General features: G+C 41.9%; 14 protein-coding genes and 1 tRNA gene. 8 read left to right on the top strand and 7 right to left on the bottom strand.

Annotated elements, in window-relative coordinates:
• From DUL71_RS07970 to DUL71_RS07945, 6 genes are all read right to left on the bottom strand, one after another.
• A complete protein-coding gene (locus DUL71_RS07970) occupies positions 1-2,313 on the bottom strand; it encodes a glycoside hydrolase family 3 N-terminal domain-containing protein (protein ID WP_114937609.1) in 2,313 nt (770 codons plus the stop codon).
• A gap of 82 nt (positions 2,314-2,395) precedes the next feature.
• The gene (locus DUL71_RS07965; protein ID WP_114937608.1) at positions 2,396-4,204 is read right to left on the bottom strand and encodes a RagB/SusD family nutrient uptake outer membrane protein; all 1,809 of its coding nucleotides are present in this window, start codon (positions 4,202-4,204) and stop codon (positions 2,396-2,398) included.
• A gap of 19 nt (positions 4,205-4,223) precedes the next feature.
• The gene (locus tag DUL71_RS07960; protein WP_114938495.1) at positions 4,224-7,574 is read right to left on the bottom strand and encodes a TonB-dependent receptor; all 3,351 of its coding nucleotides are present in this window, start codon (positions 7,572-7,574) and stop codon (positions 4,224-4,226) included.
• A gap of 203 nt (positions 7,575-7,777) precedes the next feature.
• The gene (locus tag DUL71_RS07955) at positions 7,778-8,971 is read right to left on the bottom strand and encodes a FecR family protein (RefSeq protein ID WP_114937607.1); all 1,194 of its coding nucleotides are present in this window, start codon (positions 8,969-8,971) and stop codon (positions 7,778-7,780) included.
• A 62-nt stretch (positions 8,972-9,033) separates the two neighbouring features.
• Positions 9,034-9,621 carry an RNA polymerase sigma factor gene (locus DUL71_RS07950; protein ID WP_114937606.1) on the bottom strand — a complete coding sequence of 196 codons (588 nt, stop codon included), beginning with the start codon at positions 9,619-9,621 and terminating at the stop codon, positions 9,034-9,036.
• A gap of 457 nt (positions 9,622-10,078) precedes the next feature.
• A tRNA-Ile gene (locus DUL71_RS07945) sits at positions 10,079-10,152 on the bottom strand.
• 65 nt (positions 10,153-10,217) lie between these two features.
• Between DUL71_RS07945 and DUL71_RS07940 the strand changes: the two genes are divergently transcribed.
• Positions 10,218-10,850 carry an HAD family hydrolase gene (locus DUL71_RS07940; RefSeq protein WP_208645502.1) on the top strand — a complete coding sequence of 211 codons (633 nt, stop codon included), beginning with the start codon at positions 10,218-10,220 and terminating at the stop codon, positions 10,848-10,850.
• 30 nt (positions 10,851-10,880) lie between these two features.
• On the opposite strand, the gene DUL71_RS07935 is transcribed toward DUL71_RS07940, so the two are convergent.
• Entirely contained in the window at positions 10,881-12,083 is a 1,203-nt protein-coding gene (locus DUL71_RS07935; protein WP_114937604.1) for a proline dehydrogenase family protein, read from the bottom strand.
• Positions 12,084-12,141: 58 nt separating this feature from the next.
• Here DUL71_RS07935 and DUL71_RS07930 point away from each other — a divergent pair, with 58 nt between their 5' ends.
• The 7 genes from DUL71_RS07930 (at position 12,142) to aroA (ending at position 18,940) form a co-directional block, all read left to right on the top strand.
• Entirely contained in the window at positions 12,142-12,348 is a 207-nt protein-coding gene (locus tag DUL71_RS07930) for an RNA-binding S4 domain-containing protein (RefSeq protein WP_112566398.1), read from the top strand.
• A gap of 2 nt (positions 12,349-12,350) precedes the next feature.
• Complete coding sequence (aroB, locus tag DUL71_RS07925; protein WP_114937603.1) at positions 12,351-13,409, top strand: 3-dehydroquinate synthase; 1,059 nt, start codon at positions 12,351-12,353, stop codon at positions 13,407-13,409.
• 1 nt (position 13,410) lies between these two features.
• Positions 13,411-14,337 carry a sterol desaturase family protein gene (locus tag DUL71_RS07920; protein WP_114937602.1) on the top strand — a complete coding sequence of 309 codons (927 nt, stop codon included), beginning with the start codon at positions 13,411-13,413 and terminating at the stop codon, positions 14,335-14,337.
• Between the two features lie 41 nt (positions 14,338-14,378).
• Positions 14,379-15,239, top strand: coding sequence for a PH domain-containing protein (locus DUL71_RS07915; RefSeq protein ID WP_114937601.1), 861 nt, complete (start codon positions 14,379-14,381; stop codon positions 15,237-15,239).
• 256 nt (positions 15,240-15,495) lie between these two features.
• Positions 15,496-16,404 (top strand): prephenate dehydratase, encoded by a 909-nt coding sequence (locus DUL71_RS07910; RefSeq protein WP_114937600.1) that lies wholly within the window; start codon positions 15,496-15,498, stop codon positions 16,402-16,404.
• A gap of 96 nt (positions 16,405-16,500) precedes the next feature.
• Positions 16,501-17,631: a chorismate mutase gene (locus DUL71_RS07905; protein WP_112566383.1), complete on the top strand. Its 1,131-nt coding sequence runs from the start codon at positions 16,501-16,503 to the stop codon at positions 17,629-17,631.
• Positions 17,632-17,638: 7 nt separating this feature from the next.
• A complete protein-coding gene (aroA, locus tag DUL71_RS07900; RefSeq protein ID WP_114937599.1) occupies positions 17,639-18,940 on the top strand; it encodes a 3-phosphoshikimate 1-carboxyvinyltransferase in 1,302 nt (433 codons plus the stop codon).
• Positions 18,941-19,030 lie beyond the last annotated feature (90 nt).

Genomic DNA, 19,030 nt, shown 5'->3' with positions numbered 1-19,030 from the left:
TCAGTTTTTATATTCCACTTGTTGTTTTAATACAACATTGTTGGCCGCTTTGGCGATCATCACATCAAACGTACCCGACTCAGTAACAAACTTCATCTGGCGATTCCAGATGGCAATATCTTTAGCATCAATTTTAAAACTTACTGTTTTAGTTTCTCCCGGTTCAACAGTTATTTTACTAAACCTTTTTAAAGCCACAACCGGCGTACTAACCGAATTAACTTTATTACCAAGGTACAATTGCACAACTTCTTTACCAGCTACCTTGCCCACATTTTTTACATCTACAGAAACAGTAACCTGTTCATCTTTACTAAAAGTTGTTTTTGACACTTTAAGATTACTGTAGTCAAACGAAGTATAGCTCAAACCAAAGCCGAAAGCAAACAGTGGATCAGGGGATGAAAATACATAGTCTCGCCCTGGTTTTTCAATTGTTCCGGCTTCGCGGTTATTACCTCTCGATGAGTTTACATAGTTATAAAATACAGGAATATGGCCGGTTGATTGCGGCACGCTCATATTAAGCCTTCCAGACGGGTTTACTTTGCCAAACAAAATATTGGTAATGGCAGTGCCGCCTTTTTCACCGGGGTACCAAGCCTCTAAAATAGCCGGGATATTTTCTTTTTCCCAACTGATACTCCACGGACGGCCGTTCTCCAGCACCAGTATAACAGGTTTACCGGTTTTGTAAATGGCCTGCAACAATTCGCGTTGAACGCCTTGTGGACTAATATCCGTAACATCATATCCTTCTCCACAGGTAAAAGGATCCTGGGGCTCGTTACCCGGTGCCTGGCCATTCCAGCCTACACCCTGAAAAACAACGCTGGTAGTTCCTAATACCACCACAACTGCGTCACTTTCATTAGCAGTTTTTATAGCTTCGTCAAAGCCGCTTCGGTCAAGACCGGTAAGTTCGCATCCCTGGGCGTAGTTTACTTTAACGCTATTACCTACAAATTGCTTAATTCCCTCAAGCACATTTACACCCGAGAGGTTATCTCTGGTGAAACTATAATCGCCATATTGAACTTTATTAGCGTTGGGGCCTATAACAGCAATAGATTTTAGTTTACTGATATTCAGAGGCAACAGGTTATCATTGTTTTTTAATAATACGATAGATTCTTCTGCTATTTGCTGCGAAAGTTTGATATGATCGGCGGTATGTACCCTGTCCTTTATGCGCGAAGTATCGGCCAAGGGCTTTTCAAATAATCCTGCTTTAAATTTAAGGGTTAAAATGCGGGCTACGGCAGTATCAATTTGCGATTCTTTGATCTTACCTGCTTTAACCAACTCAATTAAATGAGGATAAATATCAGGGCGGGCAGCTTCCAGATCGACCCCGGCGGTTATGCCGAAAATAGCAGCCTCTGACTTCGATTTAGCGATCTTATGAAAATCGTACAACTGGCTCAGGCCCCCGTAATCGGAAAATACATAGCCTTTAAAATTCCACTCTTTCCTTAATACCTGTTTTAACAAAAACTCATTACTATGGGCAGGAACGCCGTCTATTTCATTGTATGAGGGCATAATAGCGGCTATGTTCGCATCCTGCACAACATCGCGAAACGGTGCCAGGAACATGGTGCGCAGTTCGCGCTCCCCTATTTCGGCCGGGGCTATATTAATACCCGCAATGGGTTTGCTGTAAGCAGCGAAATGCTTTCCGGTGCACATCACTTTATCAAAAGCGAAGCTATTTCGGGTTTGGGCGGGATTACCCTGCATCCCCCTTACAAAGGCCGAACCAAGCTGACCAACCAAATAAGGGTCTTCAGCAAAACACTCTTCTACTCTCCCATAACGGGCATCCCTGATCAGGTCGAACAATGGTGACAATGCCTGGTCAACCCCGGATGTAGATGCTTCATAAGCTATAGCTTGTCCCATCTTTTCTATCAATTCAGGGTTCCAGGTACTTCCCTGGGCTATGGCTTGCGGAAAAGTTGTTGCCCCCGCGGCAAGCTGCCCGTGCAAACATTCACCTATTTGTATCGGAGGAATCCCGAGACGGGTTTGCTCGCGACTGTATTTTTTTGCAACTGCCGATTTTAAAGCAACATCTCTTACATTAGTAAAAGGGCTCTCCAAAACTCCATAAGCTATTTTGCTATTCTTAGCTCCAGTAAGCGACGACATACTCATCTGTCCTATTTTTTCTTCGAGGGTCATTCGTTTTAACAGATCGGCTACGCGCTTTTGTACAGGCGCTTTGGGGTCTTTGTAAAGCTGGGCATTTGCCGTTATTGCAAACGCAACACTTAACACAGACAGGAAGATGGATTTATTATTTAGCATTTGATTTGATTTTAATATTTAAAAACCACCAGCGTAAACTTGCTTACGCCGGTGGTTAACTGCTAATCCTATGTTTACGGGCTTAATAATTAGGATTTTGCTTAATGTTCGGATTCCTGTCAATAACCGGTTGTGGTATTGGATTAAGGTACATTTTTGATGTAAACACATGCGGGTGCCCTAACAATACAGGTTCATACTTCCATACGCCTTTATTATCGGCTGGCGAAGTGTTGGAGATCTTCATGCCGTGCCTGTCAACGTTAAGTACATCAACTCCTATGCCCCAGCGAATGATATCATAATACCTTTTGTTTTCCCAGCACAGTTCAACCCTGCGTTCATTACGGATAACGGCACGCATTTGGGCCTGGCTCAAATTCTGGCCACCATAAGTAGCCTCAAGTGCAGGCAAATTTGATCTCGTTCTGAGCTTATTAAGGGCCGAATAAACATCTGCATTCGGGCCAACAGCTTCATTCTGAGCTTCCGCGTAATTCAATAACACCTCAGCGTAACGAAAGTACACGTAGTTGATACCGTTGCTGCTACCGCCCGATGGTACAATATCCGGGTTAAGGCGTTTTTTGAAATAATATGCCGTATTAGATACATCTGACGAGCCAAAATCGATCTCATTGAGGGATGGGTGAACTTTATCGATCCTGGTGTAAATGGTATCTGTTTTATTCATCCAATTTTGCTTGTACGGCGCTCCATCATATACTATCCAATCATAAAAACGCTTTTCGCGATGCAAATACGGATGTTGAGGGTCATACCCCGATTTCGGGTCACTTATAGGCAAACCATTATCCATCCTGAACTGATCAACCAGTTCTTGTGTAGGGTCGTAATTTCCCCAGGTGTAATACTGACCTAATATGTAGACCGGGCCGCCGAAAAGGTTATACGCACTGCCTGTGCTATTGGCTACTGCCTGTTTATCAAATATAACTTCAGAATTGTATTCATTAGATTCCTTCCAGAAAGTGGTCATATCGGGGAATAATGCATAGGTACCTCCCAGTTCATCGATAAACTTTTTATTGGTTGCGGCGGCTTTAACATAGCGTGCCACATCCGTGTTACCGAAGCTGAAAAATTTGTTAGGGTCGGAACCCATTATCGCCGAACCGGTGTTGAAGGATGGACTTGCGGCGTACAACTCAATCCAACCCTTTAACGCCAGTGCCGCCCCTATCGTAGCACGACCTGCATCTGCTTCACCCGCATTGTATTTTTTTGCCAGGTAATTGTTATTGACAACAGAGTCTAACTGAGCATCGATAAAGTTATAGGTGTCGCCAAAAGTGCTTCTGGATTTAAACAGATCGGCCTGGCTATCCTTATTTCTGTCTTGCGGTACGGTTATTATCGGCAAGCCACCAACGTGCATCCATAAATAACTGTAAAAAAAAGCCCGTAGAAAACGAACTTCGTCAATCCTTTTGTTTCTGTAACCCAGCGAGAGGTTTGCAGCGTGCGCATTCACTTCCTGAATAAAAGTGTTACACTTTCTGATCTTGGAATAAACTGCGTCCCATTCCTCGTAATTTGATGCCCCACCATCATTTTCTTGCGGGGTGCCATCTTCAACACCAGGCCCGATGATACCTTGTCTCCAGCGCCATGATTTCCAATATGGCCCGCCATCGTTATCGTCTGTGTAGCTATCCAATGGGTCGGGAGTATCACCCTGATCGTTTATCTGGTGGTAAATATCATTTAAAAACAGGTCGGCAGTAGTTTCACTGCTCCATTGCACATCGCCCGCAATAGAATCTTTGGGTGAATTATCAAGGTATTTTTTGCAGGATGCTATAGGGATCACCAATACGGCCAGCAACAGCCAACCATAGTAGGTGCTATTTTTATTTAATTTCTTCATGACTTTAATTACGCTATGGTTAAAAAGTTACGTTCAGACCAAAAATGAAAGCTTTTTGAACAGGGTACGATTCTTCACGTGATGAATAGCCTGTTTCGGGATCCATAAACTTAAGCGGGCTCATGGTAAACACATTTTGTCCCGAAACATATAAACGCAGGCTCTGAATACTGAATTTCCTGGTAATGGCAGCCGGAATAGTATAACCTACTACTGCGGTTTTCAATCGCAGGAAGCTTGTATTGGCCATCCATAGTGAAGATGAAAAAGCGCCGAAACCATCACCATTTAGTGGATTAGTGGTGTTATTAGTATTTTTCGATGCGTAAGATTTCGGATATTTGGCATCCTGGTGATCCGGTGTCCACCTGTTGTCAAAATATTCGTAGGAGGTGTTGGTGTTGTTTATCCTAAAAGGAACAGTCTGATAGCCCTGAATATTCAGGCTTGAATTGGCCGCACCCTGGAAAAACAAGGTGACATCAAAACCTTTCCATGAGGCGTTAAGGTTTAAGCCATAGGTTATTTCAGGGGTGGTTGGATAACCAACTACGGTTTCGTCTTTATCGTCTATTTTACCGTCGCCATTCAGATCAGCATATTTCACATCGCCGGGGTGAAGAGTACCAAATTGGGTTATATTATAACCATCCTTGCTATCTATTATTCCATCACCGTTTTTATCATCCGATGTTTTGAATAAGCCCAACGCCTTATAGCCAAAGGGCGTTCCTAACTCGCGTCCCGTCCGGCTACGCTGAGGGTTATTTTTGGTTACGTCATTTTCGAAGACCTGTAAAAGCTTGTTCCTTGCGAAGCTAAAATTACCTGATACACTTAATTGTAAACCATTGCTGAATTTGTGGTTTGTACCAAGCACTACCTCAATGCCGTGGTTACTCATTACACCGGCGTTGGTTTGTGGGAGTGCCAGCCCATACTCAACCGGAACGGTAGTTATCGGATCGATCAACATGTCAGATCTTTTCTCGTAAAAATAATCGGTCTCAAACGTCAATTTGCCGCCCCAGAGAGAGCCGTCAATGCCTATATCACTTTTGGTTGCCCTTTCCCAGGTAATTTCAGGGTTCGATTCGAGTGGTATATAAGATCCCTGAACAAGGTTTGAGGTGCCAAAAGAATAAGCGTTACTGTAAAGGTTGTATTTGGTAAGATACTGATATGGGCTACCCGCCAGGTTACCTGATTTACCCCAGGATCCCCTTAACTTGAGGTTATCTACAAACGTGAGGTTCTTTTTAATAAACGGTTCCTCCGATAATCGCCATCCTGCCGAAAATGCAGGGAAAAATGCCCATTGATGGCCAGGTGCAAAATAGTAGTGTCCATCATAACGCCCGGTAGCTTCAATCATGTATTTGCCTTTATAAGCATAGTCCAGGCGATACACATACCCTAACTGACTGGCGGTGCTGGACGAACCGCCATTATTGAAGTTCAATTTGTCGGATGTACCCAGATCCAGTTCATCCACATTAACGCTAAAACCTCTTCTCGATGCATTGAAATTGCTAAAGATCTGGTTGCGGGCCTCTGCAACTACCAGGCCGGTTATATCATTGTTGCCAAACGTGCGATGGTAATTCAAATATCCCTGATAGGTAAAGGTTTGGCTCTTTAAGAAGCTCTGAGAAAGTGTAGTATAACCGTCGCCAAGTTGCGTTTTATTATAGGTTGCCGGCGACGTTGTAGCATCATAAATATAATAGTAGCTTGGGCGTGTCCAGCCTTTATCTGTTTCAGTTGTGGGATCATAGCCGAATACACCTTTAATACTTAACCCTTTCACAAACGGCAACTGCTGCTCAACCGCGATAGAGTTTAACGCGGTATTTCGGCTTATTTTGCTATAACTACCGCTTTCAATATCTCCCGCAGGTGAATATCCACCCGATTGTCCCCATAAACCGTTGCTGTAATAAATTGCAGCCGTAGGGATGTAAGAAATACCTTGTGCTATTGGTCCTGTTTGGTTTTGCTCAATAGAGTTGCTGAGCGCAACACTTACTTTAGTGGTCGGGGTCGCATTGATATCAACCTTGGCGTTGTAATTATATCTGTTATATGAAAGGGGATCAAATATACCATCTTGCCTTAAAAAATTGAAGCCAACATAATACTGCATAATGTTGGTACCTCCCGTTAATTGTAAATTATAATTTTGCTGGGGTTTGTTTAATTTCACCAATTCCCGCTGAACATTGCTGTTAGGGTATTTATCGGGATTTTGGGCGTGCAGATTATCATAATTATTAATCAGGTCTGTGGCAAATTCGGGGGCTAAGCCTGAGTTTACATCCGCCTCGTTTTTTAAGGTCATGTAATCTTTAGCATTTAGCATATTGGGCGGAAATGTTGGACGCTGGATACCATAATAAGCTCCCAGCGACAAGGTTGGCAGGCCTGTTTGGCCATGTTTGGTAGTAATTAGCATTACACCGTTGGCACCTGCCAAACCATAAGGTGCTACAGCGGCTGCGTCTTTCAGTATTGAAACAGATTCGATCTGGTTTTGGTCTATTTGATCAATATTAGATCGAATGATTCCATCTATTACAATAAGGGCGCCACTACTTCCTGTTGTTCCTATGCCCCTGACATGGATATCCGGATCATCTTGTCCGGGTACACCGCCGTTAGGCCGTGCAGATATGCCGGCGACACGCCCTGCTAATGATGAGGTAATGTTAGGGACCGGGGCCTTTGCCAGTTCGCTTCCTTTAACTGCCGAAACCGCCGATGTTAGCGATGTTTTACGCTGCGTTCCATACCCCACAACCACAACCTCGCTAATGTTCTGGTTGAATACCTTTAATTGTACATTGACTACCGGGTTCGTACCAGGCATAACCTCGGTAGTTTCAAAACCAACAAAACTAAAAACAAGGATCGCTTTAGCGTCGTTCACCGTAATTTTATAATCGCCGTTAATATCAGTAACTGCAGTTGTGCTGGTGCCTTTAATTAAAACTGTTACGCCCGGAAGCGGCGCATTTTTATCATCAGTCACCTTGCCGTTGATAGTTAACGATTGGCTGCCTGCCCCATTAACCAGCACCGGTTTATTTTTAATAACAATTACATTGTTGTTTATAGTGTAACTCAATGGTTTATCCTTGAAGCAAGTGTTGAGTGCGTCTTCAACAGTTACGTTTTTCAGGTTCAAATCGGTGTTGCCAGCCCCATTCACCATTTCTTCAGTATAAAGAACTTTGAAAGGGGTTTGGGCTTGGATTATTTGTAAAAACTTCTCAACCGATATGTTTCCTTTATAAGTTATACGCTGTCCATAACTGGCCTTAGAAACCTGTAAAAAAGCAGTAATTAATATAACAAGGGTAAGCTTCATTACAAGCAAAATTTTAGGAAAACAGGCAAAACGCCGCTCCCCTGTTTGAAAATAAAATTTCATACATTTGAATGTTTTGGGTTTAAATCTGACTTAATAATTGGTAGTACGGTTATATGGCGGTTTTACATTCCCAGGCATTGCCAGGAAGCGTTGGTAGCGCTTGCTGGCTTTTTAATGAATGGGCCGCCGGTAAGTAAAAATTATGGCATGGCCGTTATTCTCCTTTCTGAAATTTTAAAGTGCACTAATCCTGTTAATTCTAAATATTTTAAAACCTCGGAGATCTGTTCTGAACGTGGTATGGTGCCCACAAAGGTGGCGTTGGTAACTTTGCCTTCGTAAGCTACATCAACATCGTACCAACGGGCTATCTTGCGCATAATACCTTCCAGCTTTTCGTGCGAGAAGTTAAAATTGCCGTTTTTCCATTCAACAGCTTCGTTCACATTCACATTAGCTATGGTGATATCCTGGTTAACCTTTGCCTGCTGACCTGGAACTATCATTTGTTCACGATTCCCTTTTTTGATTTTCACCGAACCTTCCAGCAAGGTGGTAGCCGTAGCAGCTTCGTCTTTATAGCCCATTATATTGAAGTGGGTGCCCAGCACTTCAACCTCCGTGTTATTGATTTCAACCGCAAAGGGATGCGCTTTATCTTTGGCTACTTCAAAATAACCTTCGCCGGTTAACATGACCTCTCTTCGTACTCCCGTAAAATGCGCAGGAAACTTAAGAGATGATTCGGCATTGAGCCAAACGTTGCTACCATCAGGCAATTGTACCTGGTATTGACCTCCCCGGGGGGTTGTTATGGTATTATAGGCAACTTCATTGCCTGTTCGATTTATCGCCGAAGCATCATAAACAAGCTGACCATTTTTTTTCTTGATAATTTGCACATTGCTTTGGTTGGCCAGCATGCCATTATGGGCCGAATCGAGGGTGATAATATTACCGTTGCTGAGTGTGAGCGTCGCCTTATTGCCCCCGGGAACAATTTTTGTTGCACGGGCAATTTGATCCGAAGCCCCGGGTTGCTTTTTTTCCTTATAGAAATAATAAAACAGGCATACCCCAATCAACAGGGTGGCTGCTATCGAGACAGATTTTATAAAAGGAAAAGGCGTTGTTTGCCGCTCATACTGACCAATTTCCGGAAACAGGTTTTCAGCTTCATCGATCCTACTTTCGATAAGACTAATCAGGCGACTATCTTCGGGATATTGGTCATCGGAATGGTCTTGAAAATACCTGCTATACTCATCTAAAACCTGGTCGATCTCGGCCTCGGATGCGCTTTTAAACCATTCTGTAAGCTTCAAATGGTCACTTTCGTCAAGCTGATGGCTTCTCAGTTTCTCAAAAAATTGTTCGGGTATCGATTGGCTCATATAAACTTAAGACGAACAACATCTCAGAAAGAACCCCTCGGGAGAAAAATAATTTTAAGTTACTACGAAAAAACAATTAAATAGAGTACAAAGACGGCGATTTCACTGTGCTCATGCAGGTATTTACGTACAAAACTAATACCTGCATACAGCTGTTTCTTTACTACAGATTTGGATATGCTGAGTTTTACTGCGATCTCATCGAGAGATAGATCATCATTCAGTCGAAGTTCAAATATTTTTTTTCTTTTCTCAGGTAACAACTCAATTGCTTGTTGTGCTATTTGATAATATTCGCCGAAAGCCTGGTGATTTTCAGTATAATTTTCACCGGCAATCGTATTCAACTCTATTAAATCCATCACCCTGCTTTCAATTCTTAAGCGACGAATATGGTCCAATAGCAGATTTTTAGCAGATTGATATAAATAAGCTTTTGCAGATTTTACATTCCTTAGCTTTCCCCTATTTTCCCAAACTTTTAAAAAAAGTTCCTGTACGATTTCTTCAGTCGTCTCTTTTGAATAACAAATACTGAAAACATATTTATATATGTTTTTCAGGTAAACTCCGTAAAATTGGGCAAATGCTTTCCTGTCACCATTGGCTATGAGCTCCATTAAATCAGTTTCACTTAAAAGCACTTTCATCGGTATAAAAGCAAAAAGAGGTAAATCCTTTTATCAACTATTACGCAATCGATTGCGTAATCATCGTAACTATTACTAAGGTTAAATAGAACTACGTAAATTTTTTTGTTATTAATCTATCCGGTTTAAAACAGATTATACAAACATAAAAAATTCATTACAATTTAAAAAATAGGAACCTCTTCGGAATCTTAGTCTTGCAATATCGACTTGGAGGTACCGTCAGCTTTTTCGTGGTGCGAATAAATCTTTGCACTTACGGTCGTAGCCATAATCTACATCAATTATGACGCTAAATCCCGTTACCTATTTGTTACATGGAAGCGTCAAGTTCAACAAAAAAACATGTATCCTGTTACAAATATGCTACAGTAACAGTGTTGCAGGGGATCATGACCTGCGTGTGTAAGACGAAAAAACCCGCTCTACATACGTAAAAAGCGGGTTTTGTACTCTGTGCGCCCACCTGGGCTCGAACCAGGGACCAAAAGATTATGAGTCTTCTACTCTAACCGACTGAGCTATAGGCGCGGTTATTTTGTTTTTGTTTGCGGGTGCAATTTTACATATTTGCGGCCATATCTCAAACTCTTTTTATGGAAAATATTAAAAATATCATCTTCGATTATGGCAATGTTATTTTCAGCCTTAGCTTCGCCAGTGTACAACAAGCATGGAATCAGTTAGGTATCGCCAACCCCGAAACGTTTTTTGGTCACAAAACCCAGGATGAAATTTTTGATAAATTTGATCGCGGCGAAGTTACAGCTGCCCAATTCAGGGAGTATGTAAGGGAAAAAACCAGCAATCCTTCGCTTACCGATGCGCAAATTGATGCTGCATGGAACAGTATTTTAGTTGGAATTGCTGAAGGCAACCACGATTTGCTGTTAAAGTTGAAAGATAAGTACCGCACCTTTTTGCTCAGCAATATCAATGCTATCCATTTTGATTATATCATGAACTATCTTAAAACCGATTTTGGCTTTGATGGTAATGACCATCTGTTCGAAAAAACATATTATTCGCATCTTACAGGCAAGCGTAAACCAGAGCCGGCCATTTTTGAGCAGGTATTAAAAGAGAATAATTTAAAGCCTGAGGAAACTTTATTCATTGACGATAGTCCACAACACCTTGAGTCTGCCAAAAAACTGGGCATTCAAACTTTTTTAATGACGGCGCCGGATACTATACAGCTATTTGCAAAAAGGGAGCATTTAATTTAATAAATACTCCCTTTTTTTAGTCTCTATAAATTAAGCGCTTCGGCGCTTTCTTTCTTTAGTTATTAAGCTAAGTTCCCGGCTCATTTGTCCGGCTATGGCTGTATTTTCCTGTGCCCGGCGAAACAAATATGGCAACACAGCCTTAACCGGCCCGTATGGCACGTATTTAGCTACATTATAATCTGCGTCAGCCAGGTTAAAGCTGAGGTTATCGCTCATGCCCAGCAATTGCGAAAAATAAACATGCGGGTGCTTATGATCAATGCCTTTGTTGTCCAGCAGCTCGGCCAGCAAACGACAGCTTTCTTCGTTATGTGTACCTGCAATAAAAGCGATCTGTTCAATATGGCTGGTGCAGTAATCAAGCGCCGAATCATAATCCAGGTCGGCCGATTTTTTATCGGGCTGAATTGGTGAAGGGTAGCCTTTTTCCTCAGCACGTTTACGTTCTTTTTCCATGTAGGCACCGCGTACAATTTTTGCACCCAGTATAAACCCTTCACTTTGGGCGATGGCATGGTCATTTAACATCGAAGCCAATTTATCATGCCTGTACATTTGATAGGTATTATATACTATAGGCTTTTGCTTGTTAAACTGCGTCATCATGGTAAGCGCCAAAAGATCGATGGTATCCTGGATCCAGCTTTCTTCCGCATCTATCATTACAGGCACATTATTTTTAAAGGCTTTATCGCAAATGGCCAGCACCCGGGCTTGTACCCGTCTCCACTCCTCTTCCTCGGTGTCGTTTAATTTTAAACGGGCATCCAGCTTTTCAAGCAGACCGAAACGACCTACACCTGTTACTTTAAATACTGTTAGCGGGATGGCTTTATCTTTTGCAGCACGCTCAATGGTACGGATGATCTCGTCACGGGTGCTATCAAATACCGTTTCTTCTTCCTCTCCCTCTACCGAATAATCTAAAATGGTTCCTACCCGGCCACTGTAAAGGTTTTTAATTGTATTGTCACATTCGGCAATGGTTTCGCCGCCGCAAAAGTGCTTAAATATCGTAGCTTTAATAATGCTTTTTATCGGTAAGCCAATTTTCATGGCAAAATTGGTAACCGGAGGACCTATCTTTACTAAAAAGTTGATATTGATCATCCTGAACAGCCAGTAAGCCCGGTTCAGATCGGTATTAGATGAATGGCGAAATGCTATTTCTGTATTTTCGAATGAGGGCGTATTTTGCCCTTGATTATTGTTAGTTTCAAAAGAGGTCATCTGCAAAATTATAAAATGATAACTCATAATTGCATGAATAGTTTATTTTTGCCATCCCATGATCGAATTTAAGTTAGAAGGGGACTTTATCCCAATGATCCAGCTACTCAAAGCTGCGAACTTAGTACAAACCGGCGGCGAGGCACAAATAGTTGTAACTGAGGGCCTCGTGAAGTATAACGGCACGGTTGACTACCGCAAACGCCTTAAAGTAAAAAGAGGTGACACGGTTGAGTTCGATGGGAATAAAATTATAGTAATATAATAATGAACACTATTCTAAGCGATAACTACTCGGTTTATTTTGACAATAGCCTTGATGAGTTAGTTGATTTTATTAAAAAAGGTAACTACTCCAAATTTTTTATTTTAACCGACGAGAATACCGGCGAGCACTGCCTGCCATTGCTTACAAGTAAACTTACCGGCTTTAATAATTACGACCTGATTGAGATCACATCGGGCGAAGAAAGCAAGAACATTGATTTTTGTGTAGGCGTTTGGAAAATGCTGATTGATTTTGGCGCCGATCGTAAAAGCCTCATGATCAATTTAGGCGGAGGTGTCATTACAGATATGGGCGGTTTTGCTGCATCTACCTATAAAAGAGGGATAGATTTTGTACAGGTGCCCACAACCCTGCTTTCGCAGGTTGACGCTTCTGTTGGTGGTAAAACAGGTATTGATGTTGATGGTATCAAAAACATCATCGGTACATTTACGATGCCGAAAGCGGTTTTTATTGCCCATGAGTTTTTACAAAGCCTTCCGGCACGGCAGATTCTTTCAGGCCTTGCTGAAATGCTTAAACATGGTTTAATTGTTGACGCAATCTATTGGAATAACCTAAAGAACAGCGATCTCAAAAACCCATCTGTTGAGCTTGTTCACCGTTCTGTAGAGATCAAGAACCAGATTACTATCGAGGATCCGCATGAAAAAGGTATCCGTAAAGCACTCAACTTTGGCCATACTATTGGTCATGCCGTTGAAACCTATTCTTTATTGCACGATAAAAATAGTCTTTCGCACGGTGAGGCTGTAGCCATTGGCATGATCTGCGAATCATACCTCGCTCATAAAAAGACGGGATTGACTTCAGACGAACTTCATGAAATTGTTAAGGTATTAACCGATCTTTACCCTAAATATACTATTAAAGAAGCAAACTTTGACGAGTTACTCCTTAATATGAAAAAGGACAAGAAGAACGTAGGCGACGAGATTAATTGCACCTTATTGACACATATAGGCCAGTTTAGTATTGACAATGTGTGTTCGGCCGACGAACTTTGTGAAAGTTTGAGATATTACATTAACCTGTAACATGCTGCAACATATAGAACCGCGTAATCAGGCGGCCCTTGTGCTAATGGGCTTATTAGTCGTTTTAACTTTGGTTGAAATGGCCTTAAGTTATTGGGAAGATCGCAAGTTTTATGAAACACGCGATACGCTTACCAATATCTACCTCACATCTTTGGCTGTGGTTACCAACCTTTGCGTTAAGGTATTTACTTTTTTTATACTTGATTACACCTACCAGCACTACAAGCTCTTTCAAATCCAGAATATTTTTTGGTATTGGTTTGTGCTGGTAATAGTTCAGGACTTTTTATATTGGGTGCTGCATTATACCGGACATTACTGTCGCATGTTTTGGGCTATGCACGTTACCCATCACTCATCCGAGCATTTCAACTTTACCACCGGCTTTCGCTCAACAGTGTTTGAACCGCTTTACAGGGTATTCTTTTACCTGCCGCTGGCTGTAATGGGATTTACCGCTTTGGATATTTTGTACGCTTACTTAATAACACAGCTATACGGCAATCTGGTGCATACCCAATATAAGATTCCATTACCAAAATGGTATGGATGGATTTTTGTAACGCCAGCGCATCACCGCGTACACCACGCTTCAAACATTCCTTATCTTGATAAAAACATGGGCATGATGTTCATTATCTGGGACAGGATGTTTGGCACTTTCCGTGATGAAGATTTACCCGAACCTGTTAAATACGGCTTAACCAAGCAGCCCGAAGACATGGGACCGGTAAATGTGTTATTTCACGAATGGAAAGCCTTGCTGCATGATGCGAGAAATGCTCCTGATCTTAAATCTAAAATAGGATACTTTATTCATCCGCCGGGATGGAGCCATGATGGCAGTACCCAAACCGCCCGTGTATTGCAACGGGAATATAAAGAAATGGAAGAGGCGCATAAAAAGCACGAAACTGCAGCCTGACAATATTATATTTGGCGTGGCATTTTGCGCCGCGCTAAACCATGTTACAATTAATATCAAAACTTCAGCATAATACCTACGAAAAAGGTGAATATTCTGACGAGCAAGCCCGCAATATTGAAGAAACTATAAACCTCATCAAGGATTTCCCATGGGATACAGAACGGGCGTTGACTGATATTCAGCTGACCGGCCCATCGGTAACTATTCAGGATTCTGATTTGAATTACCTCAAATTAGGACTTTATTTTAATGGTAAGTTTTGTCTTTATTACCTTGATAGTCAAAATCACTTATACGAGTATCATGCGTCAACTATTGATGAAGCTTATAATTTAGTTAGAGATTTTTTTGAGCAGAAACTCGATATAAAACAATTTGATAAACACCTGTTTAATATCGGAAATAAGCCACATTTTATCACAAACGATTTTGTATACCGTGTAAAGCCATCTAAAATAGTGCTAACTGTTGCCCTGATATCTTCTTTTGTGGTTTCAAGTATATATTTCCGTGCGATAGCCGGACAATCTTCAACTCCGCATCCCGCAGGAGTTATTTTCCTGTTTGCTGCAATAATCGGGGTATTTATAGGGGGCTTAGTATTTATTTTTACTCCGGGAAAAAAACAGTACTTGCAAATCTCCCGGGGGAACAACCTATTTTCTTACGGATATGATGAAAAGCATATAATACTGTATGACAAGTTAAATATCCAGGAGATTTCCTATTACGTAAGTAACAAGGGCTGGGTGTCCGATTTGAAAATCACATTCAAAAATGGCAGCTATATACAGCCAGAAAATTTGATAAATGCGCAAACGCTTCTCAGAAAATTCCCTAAAGCACTGAATATAACCATCAAACAAGTCAATCAAACATTATCAGGACGTACTGAATAGATTATTTCACCAAATTAAATTTGGTTCGCCCATTATTTTTTACAAAAAATAAAATTTTCTATTGACAAACTCTTTTTTTACCGTACATTTACGTCGTAATAAAAAACAACAAATGAAATTAACAGGTGCATACTTTTTTGGTTACTACTTTTACTTTACCAGTGAGAGCCGGGACTAATATGTACTAAACAAAACATATAAAAAACACAAAAAGTCCCGGCCAAAAAGCCGGGACTTTTTGCTTTAACAGGGGTTTATGAAAATAGAAAGACCAAAAGTTGCAATCCAGGGGATCAGGGCTTCTTTTCACGAAGAAGCCGCGATAAGGTACTTCGGTGAAAACATCGAAACCATTGAGTGTAACTCTTTTAAGCAAACATTTGAAAGCTTAAAGAAACGCGAAGCAGATTATGTGGTGATGGCTATTGAAAACAGCATTGCCGGCAGTATCCTGCCAAACTACACCCTGCTGCTTGATTATGGCTTTCCGGTTGTGGGGGAAATTTACCTGCCAATCCAACTGCACCTGATGGCTTTGCCGGGCGTAAAGTTTGAGGACATTAAATATGTAACCTCCCACCCCATCGCTTTGCGCCAGTGCGTCGATTTTTTTGACGAATATCCGCACCTAAAAATTGTGGAAAGCAGCGATACTGCTGCCTGTGCAAAACGTATCAGGGACGAACAATTAACAGATACTGTTGCTGTTGCCAATGCTTTGGCCGCCCAGCTATACGGTTTAGATGTACTGGAACGCCGTATCGAATCAAACAAAAGGAACTTTACCCGTTTCCTGATCATGACTCAGCACGACAATGTTGAGAAAAAGCCTGCCAACAAAGCGTCATTGTGCTTCCAGGTAAGCAACAAGGTTGGAGCCTTGGCCAAAGTGCTTAATATTTTTGCCGAAGAAGGCGTAAATATGAGCAAAATTCAGTCGATGCCTATTTTGGGTAAACGCAATGAGTATAATTTCTATGTGGATATTGAATGGGACGAACAAAAGCAATATGACACTTCAATAAGGCAAATTCTGAAGTATACCCATAATTTCAATATTCTTGGCGAGTATGAAAGACATGATGATGAACCATCGTCTACCCCAAAGCCGCACCGCGCCGAACGGAGCATCCGTAAGTATATCAACATCAGGCGTAATGCATAAGCCAGGGGTTATACATCAAACAGAAACCGAAAAAACTAACATAATTTAAATTATCAACTAACAATCCCGGCTACCACCGGACAAACAAAACACAAGATGAAACTAAATTTAAACATACAGCCGCTTAGTACCTGGATTAAAACAGGTAAGGAACCTCTGGTAATTTCAGGCCCTTGCAGCGCTGAAACCGAAGAGCAATTAGTAGCCACGGCACATTTATTAGCACAAACAGGTAAAATCTCAGCGTTGCGTGCAGGTATCTGGAAACCACGTACCCGCCCGGGTGAGTTTGAAGGTATTGGCAGCATTGGTTTGGAATGGTTAAAACGCGCCAAAGAAGAAACCGGCTTGCCAACCGCAGTTGAGGTTGCTACCGCTAAACACGTTGAAGAAGCCCTTGCAGCAGGCGTTGATATCCTTTGGGTAGGCGCACGTTCAACTGCTAACCCTTTCACCGTTCAGGAAATTGCTGACGCATTAAAAGGTGTTGACGTACCGGTAATGGTTAAAAACCCTGTAAACCCTGATCTTTCATTATGGGTTGGTGCTTTAGAGCGTATCAACAACGCGGGTATCACTAAACTGGCTGCTATTCACCGCGGTTTCTCATCTTACGAAAAATCAGCTTTCCGCAACGAACCAATGTGGGATGTTGCTATCAGCTTAAAAACATTAGCTCCTGAGCTACCTATCATCAATGATCCAAGCCACATCACCGGTAACCGCGATTTGATTGGTTACGTTTCACAAAAAGCGTTAGACCTGGATATGCAAGGCTTAATGATCGAATCACATATCGACCCAAGCGTAGCATGGACAGATGCTAAACAACAGGTTACCCCTGCTGCTCTTGCTGATATCATTGATCATTTAACTTTACGCAAACCAGAAGTTAAAAACGCAGAAGTAAGCGACAAGCTTGCCGAACTACGTAACCAGATTGACAAAATCGATGACCTGGTAATCCAGAAAATTGCTGAGCGTATGCAGATTGCTGAGAAAATCGGTCAGTACAAAAAAGATAACAACATCACCATTTTACAAGTTGGCCGTTGGGATGAGATCCTGCAAAAACGCACTACTTATGGTAAAGCATTAAAACTGAGCGCCGAGTTCACTGAAAAATTGCTTGAACTGGTTCACAACGAATCTATCCGCAGGCAAACAGACGTAATGAACGCTGATGCTGCTCAGGGTCAGGCTGCAGAAAAACTTACACACGCTTAATTTTATAATGATGCAAAACATCATTCTTAAAAGAAACAACAAGATCGTTAATGGTACGGTTAACCTCACCGGTTCAAAAAGTGAGTGTAACCGTGCCCTGATCATCGAAGCACTTAGCGAAGGCAAAGTAAAGGTTGAGAATATCTCAGACGCTGCCGATGCTGTTTTGTTGGCAGGTATTTTGAGGGGGGATCAAGAGGCTGTTTCAGCAGATTCTTCAGCAAATAATTCCGAAATCGAGAATTGCAAATCCGCAATCGTAGATATCGGTCCTGCCGGTACTGCGATGCGTTTCCTGACAGCTTACTATGCTATTCAGGAAGACGAGGTGATCTTAACCGGTAGCAAACGCATGAAGGAACGCCCAATAGGTATATTGGTTGATGCTTTAAGAGTGCTGGGCGCCAATATTGATTACGAAGAAAACGATGGTTATCCTCCCATCAAACTAAAAGGTGGCTTTAAACAGCAAACCGGGAAAATCAATATTAAAGGCAATATCAGCAGCCAATATATTACTGCTTTATTACTTATTGCTGCACGCTTACCGTTAGGTTTAGAGGTACATATTGAAGGTGAATTAACTTCACGTCCGTATGTGGAAATGACCCTGGCAATGCTTGAAACAGCTGGCATAAAACATACCTGGCAGGGCAATGTCATTGCTATTGCAAACCAAGAGTTCACAACAACATCATTACATGTTGAACCGGATTGGAGCGCCGCTTCATACTGGTATGCCATTGCAGCACTTGCCGATGAAGCTGAACTGTTTTTAACAGGTCTTACACCTTACAGCTTACAGGGCGATAGCGTGATCACCGAGATCATGGCCAATTTTGGTATCACTTCGCAATTTAAAGATGGCGGTGTTCACTTGAAAAAAGAGAACAAACCAATTTCCCGCCACCAATTTGATCTGAAAGAGTGCCCGGATTTGGCACAAACTGTAATTGTTGTTTGCGCTGCATTAAATCACGAAGCTTCTTTCACCGGTCTTGAAACTTTAAAGATCAAGGAAACCGACCGCATCCTGGCCCTGCAAACAGAGCTGGCTAAAATGGGTGTTAAACTGATTGAAAAAGACGAGGTTTATACACTTGATTGCAGCGGAAAGTTTATTCCGGAGAATATCTTTATTAACACATATCACGACCACCGCATGGCTATGGCCTTTGCGCCGCTCGCCCTTGTCCTCCCGCAAATGGAGTTTGAGAACGGACCGGTTGTTGACAAATCATATCCGGCTTTCTGGAACGATCTGGAAAAGCAAGGATTTGAAGTGGAAGAAGTTGTGGCGAAAGGATAAAGGCGAAAGCTGAAAGATAACACAAACAACACCAAACCACGTCTTGCGAGGTACGAAGCAATCCCTATTGGCAGGTACGCCCTGTATAGT

It is taken from the genome of Mucilaginibacter endophyticus (assembly GCF_003351025.1).
GTDB classification, from domain to species: domain Bacteria; phylum Bacteroidota; class Bacteroidia; order Sphingobacteriales; family Sphingobacteriaceae; genus Mucilaginibacter; species Mucilaginibacter endophyticus.
The sequence above is the reverse complement of the archived record's forward strand: the minus strand, read 5'-3'. Positions and strand labels throughout refer to the sequence as shown.

Excerpts from the sequence above, each read along its gene's own strand:
- DUL71_RS07920 (WP_114937602.1), top strand. The coding sequence starts at position 13,411 with ATGCTGCAACATATAGAACCGCGTAATCAGGCGGCCCTTGTGCTAATG.
- aroA (WP_114937599.1), top strand. The coding sequence starts at position 17,639 with ATGATGCAAAACATCATTCTTAAAAGAAACAACAAGATCGTTAATGGT.
- aroB (WP_114937603.1), top strand. The coding sequence starts at position 12,351 with ATGAACACTATTCTAAGCGATAACTACTCGGTTTATTTTGACAATAGC.
- DUL71_RS07965 (WP_114937608.1), bottom strand. The coding sequence starts at position 4,204 with ATGAAGAAATTAAATAAAAATAGCACCTACTATGGTTGGCTGTTGCTG.
- DUL71_RS07940 (WP_208645502.1), top strand. The coding sequence starts at position 10,218 with ATGGAAAATATTAAAAATATCATCTTCGATTATGGCAATGTTATTTTC.
- DUL71_RS07905 (WP_112566383.1), top strand. The coding sequence starts at position 16,501 with ATGAAACTAAATTTAAACATACAGCCGCTTAGTACCTGGATTAAAACA.
- DUL71_RS07910 (WP_114937600.1), top strand. The coding sequence starts at position 15,496 with ATGAAAATAGAAAGACCAAAAGTTGCAATCCAGGGGATCAGGGCTTCT.
- DUL71_RS07955 (WP_114937607.1), bottom strand. The coding sequence starts at position 8,971 with ATGAGCCAATCGATACCCGAACAATTTTTTGAGAAACTGAGAAGCCAT.
- DUL71_RS07935 (WP_114937604.1), bottom strand. The coding sequence starts at position 12,083 with ATGACCTCTTTTGAAACTAACAATAATCAAGGGCAAAATACGCCCTCA.
- DUL71_RS07950 (WP_114937606.1), bottom strand. The coding sequence starts at position 9,621 with ATGAAAGTGCTTTTAAGTGAAACTGATTTAATGGAGCTCATAGCCAAT.
- DUL71_RS07970 (WP_114937609.1), bottom strand. The coding sequence starts at position 2,313 with ATGCTAAATAATAAATCCATCTTCCTGTCTGTGTTAAGTGTTGCGTTT.
- DUL71_RS07930 (WP_112566398.1), top strand. The coding sequence starts at position 12,142 with ATGATCGAATTTAAGTTAGAAGGGGACTTTATCCCAATGATCCAGCTA.
- DUL71_RS07960 (WP_114938495.1), bottom strand. The coding sequence starts at position 7,574 with ATGAAGCTTACCCTTGTTATATTAATTACTGCTTTTTTACAGGTTTCT.
- DUL71_RS07915 (WP_114937601.1), top strand. The coding sequence starts at position 14,379 with ATGTTACAATTAATATCAAAACTTCAGCATAATACCTACGAAAAAGGT.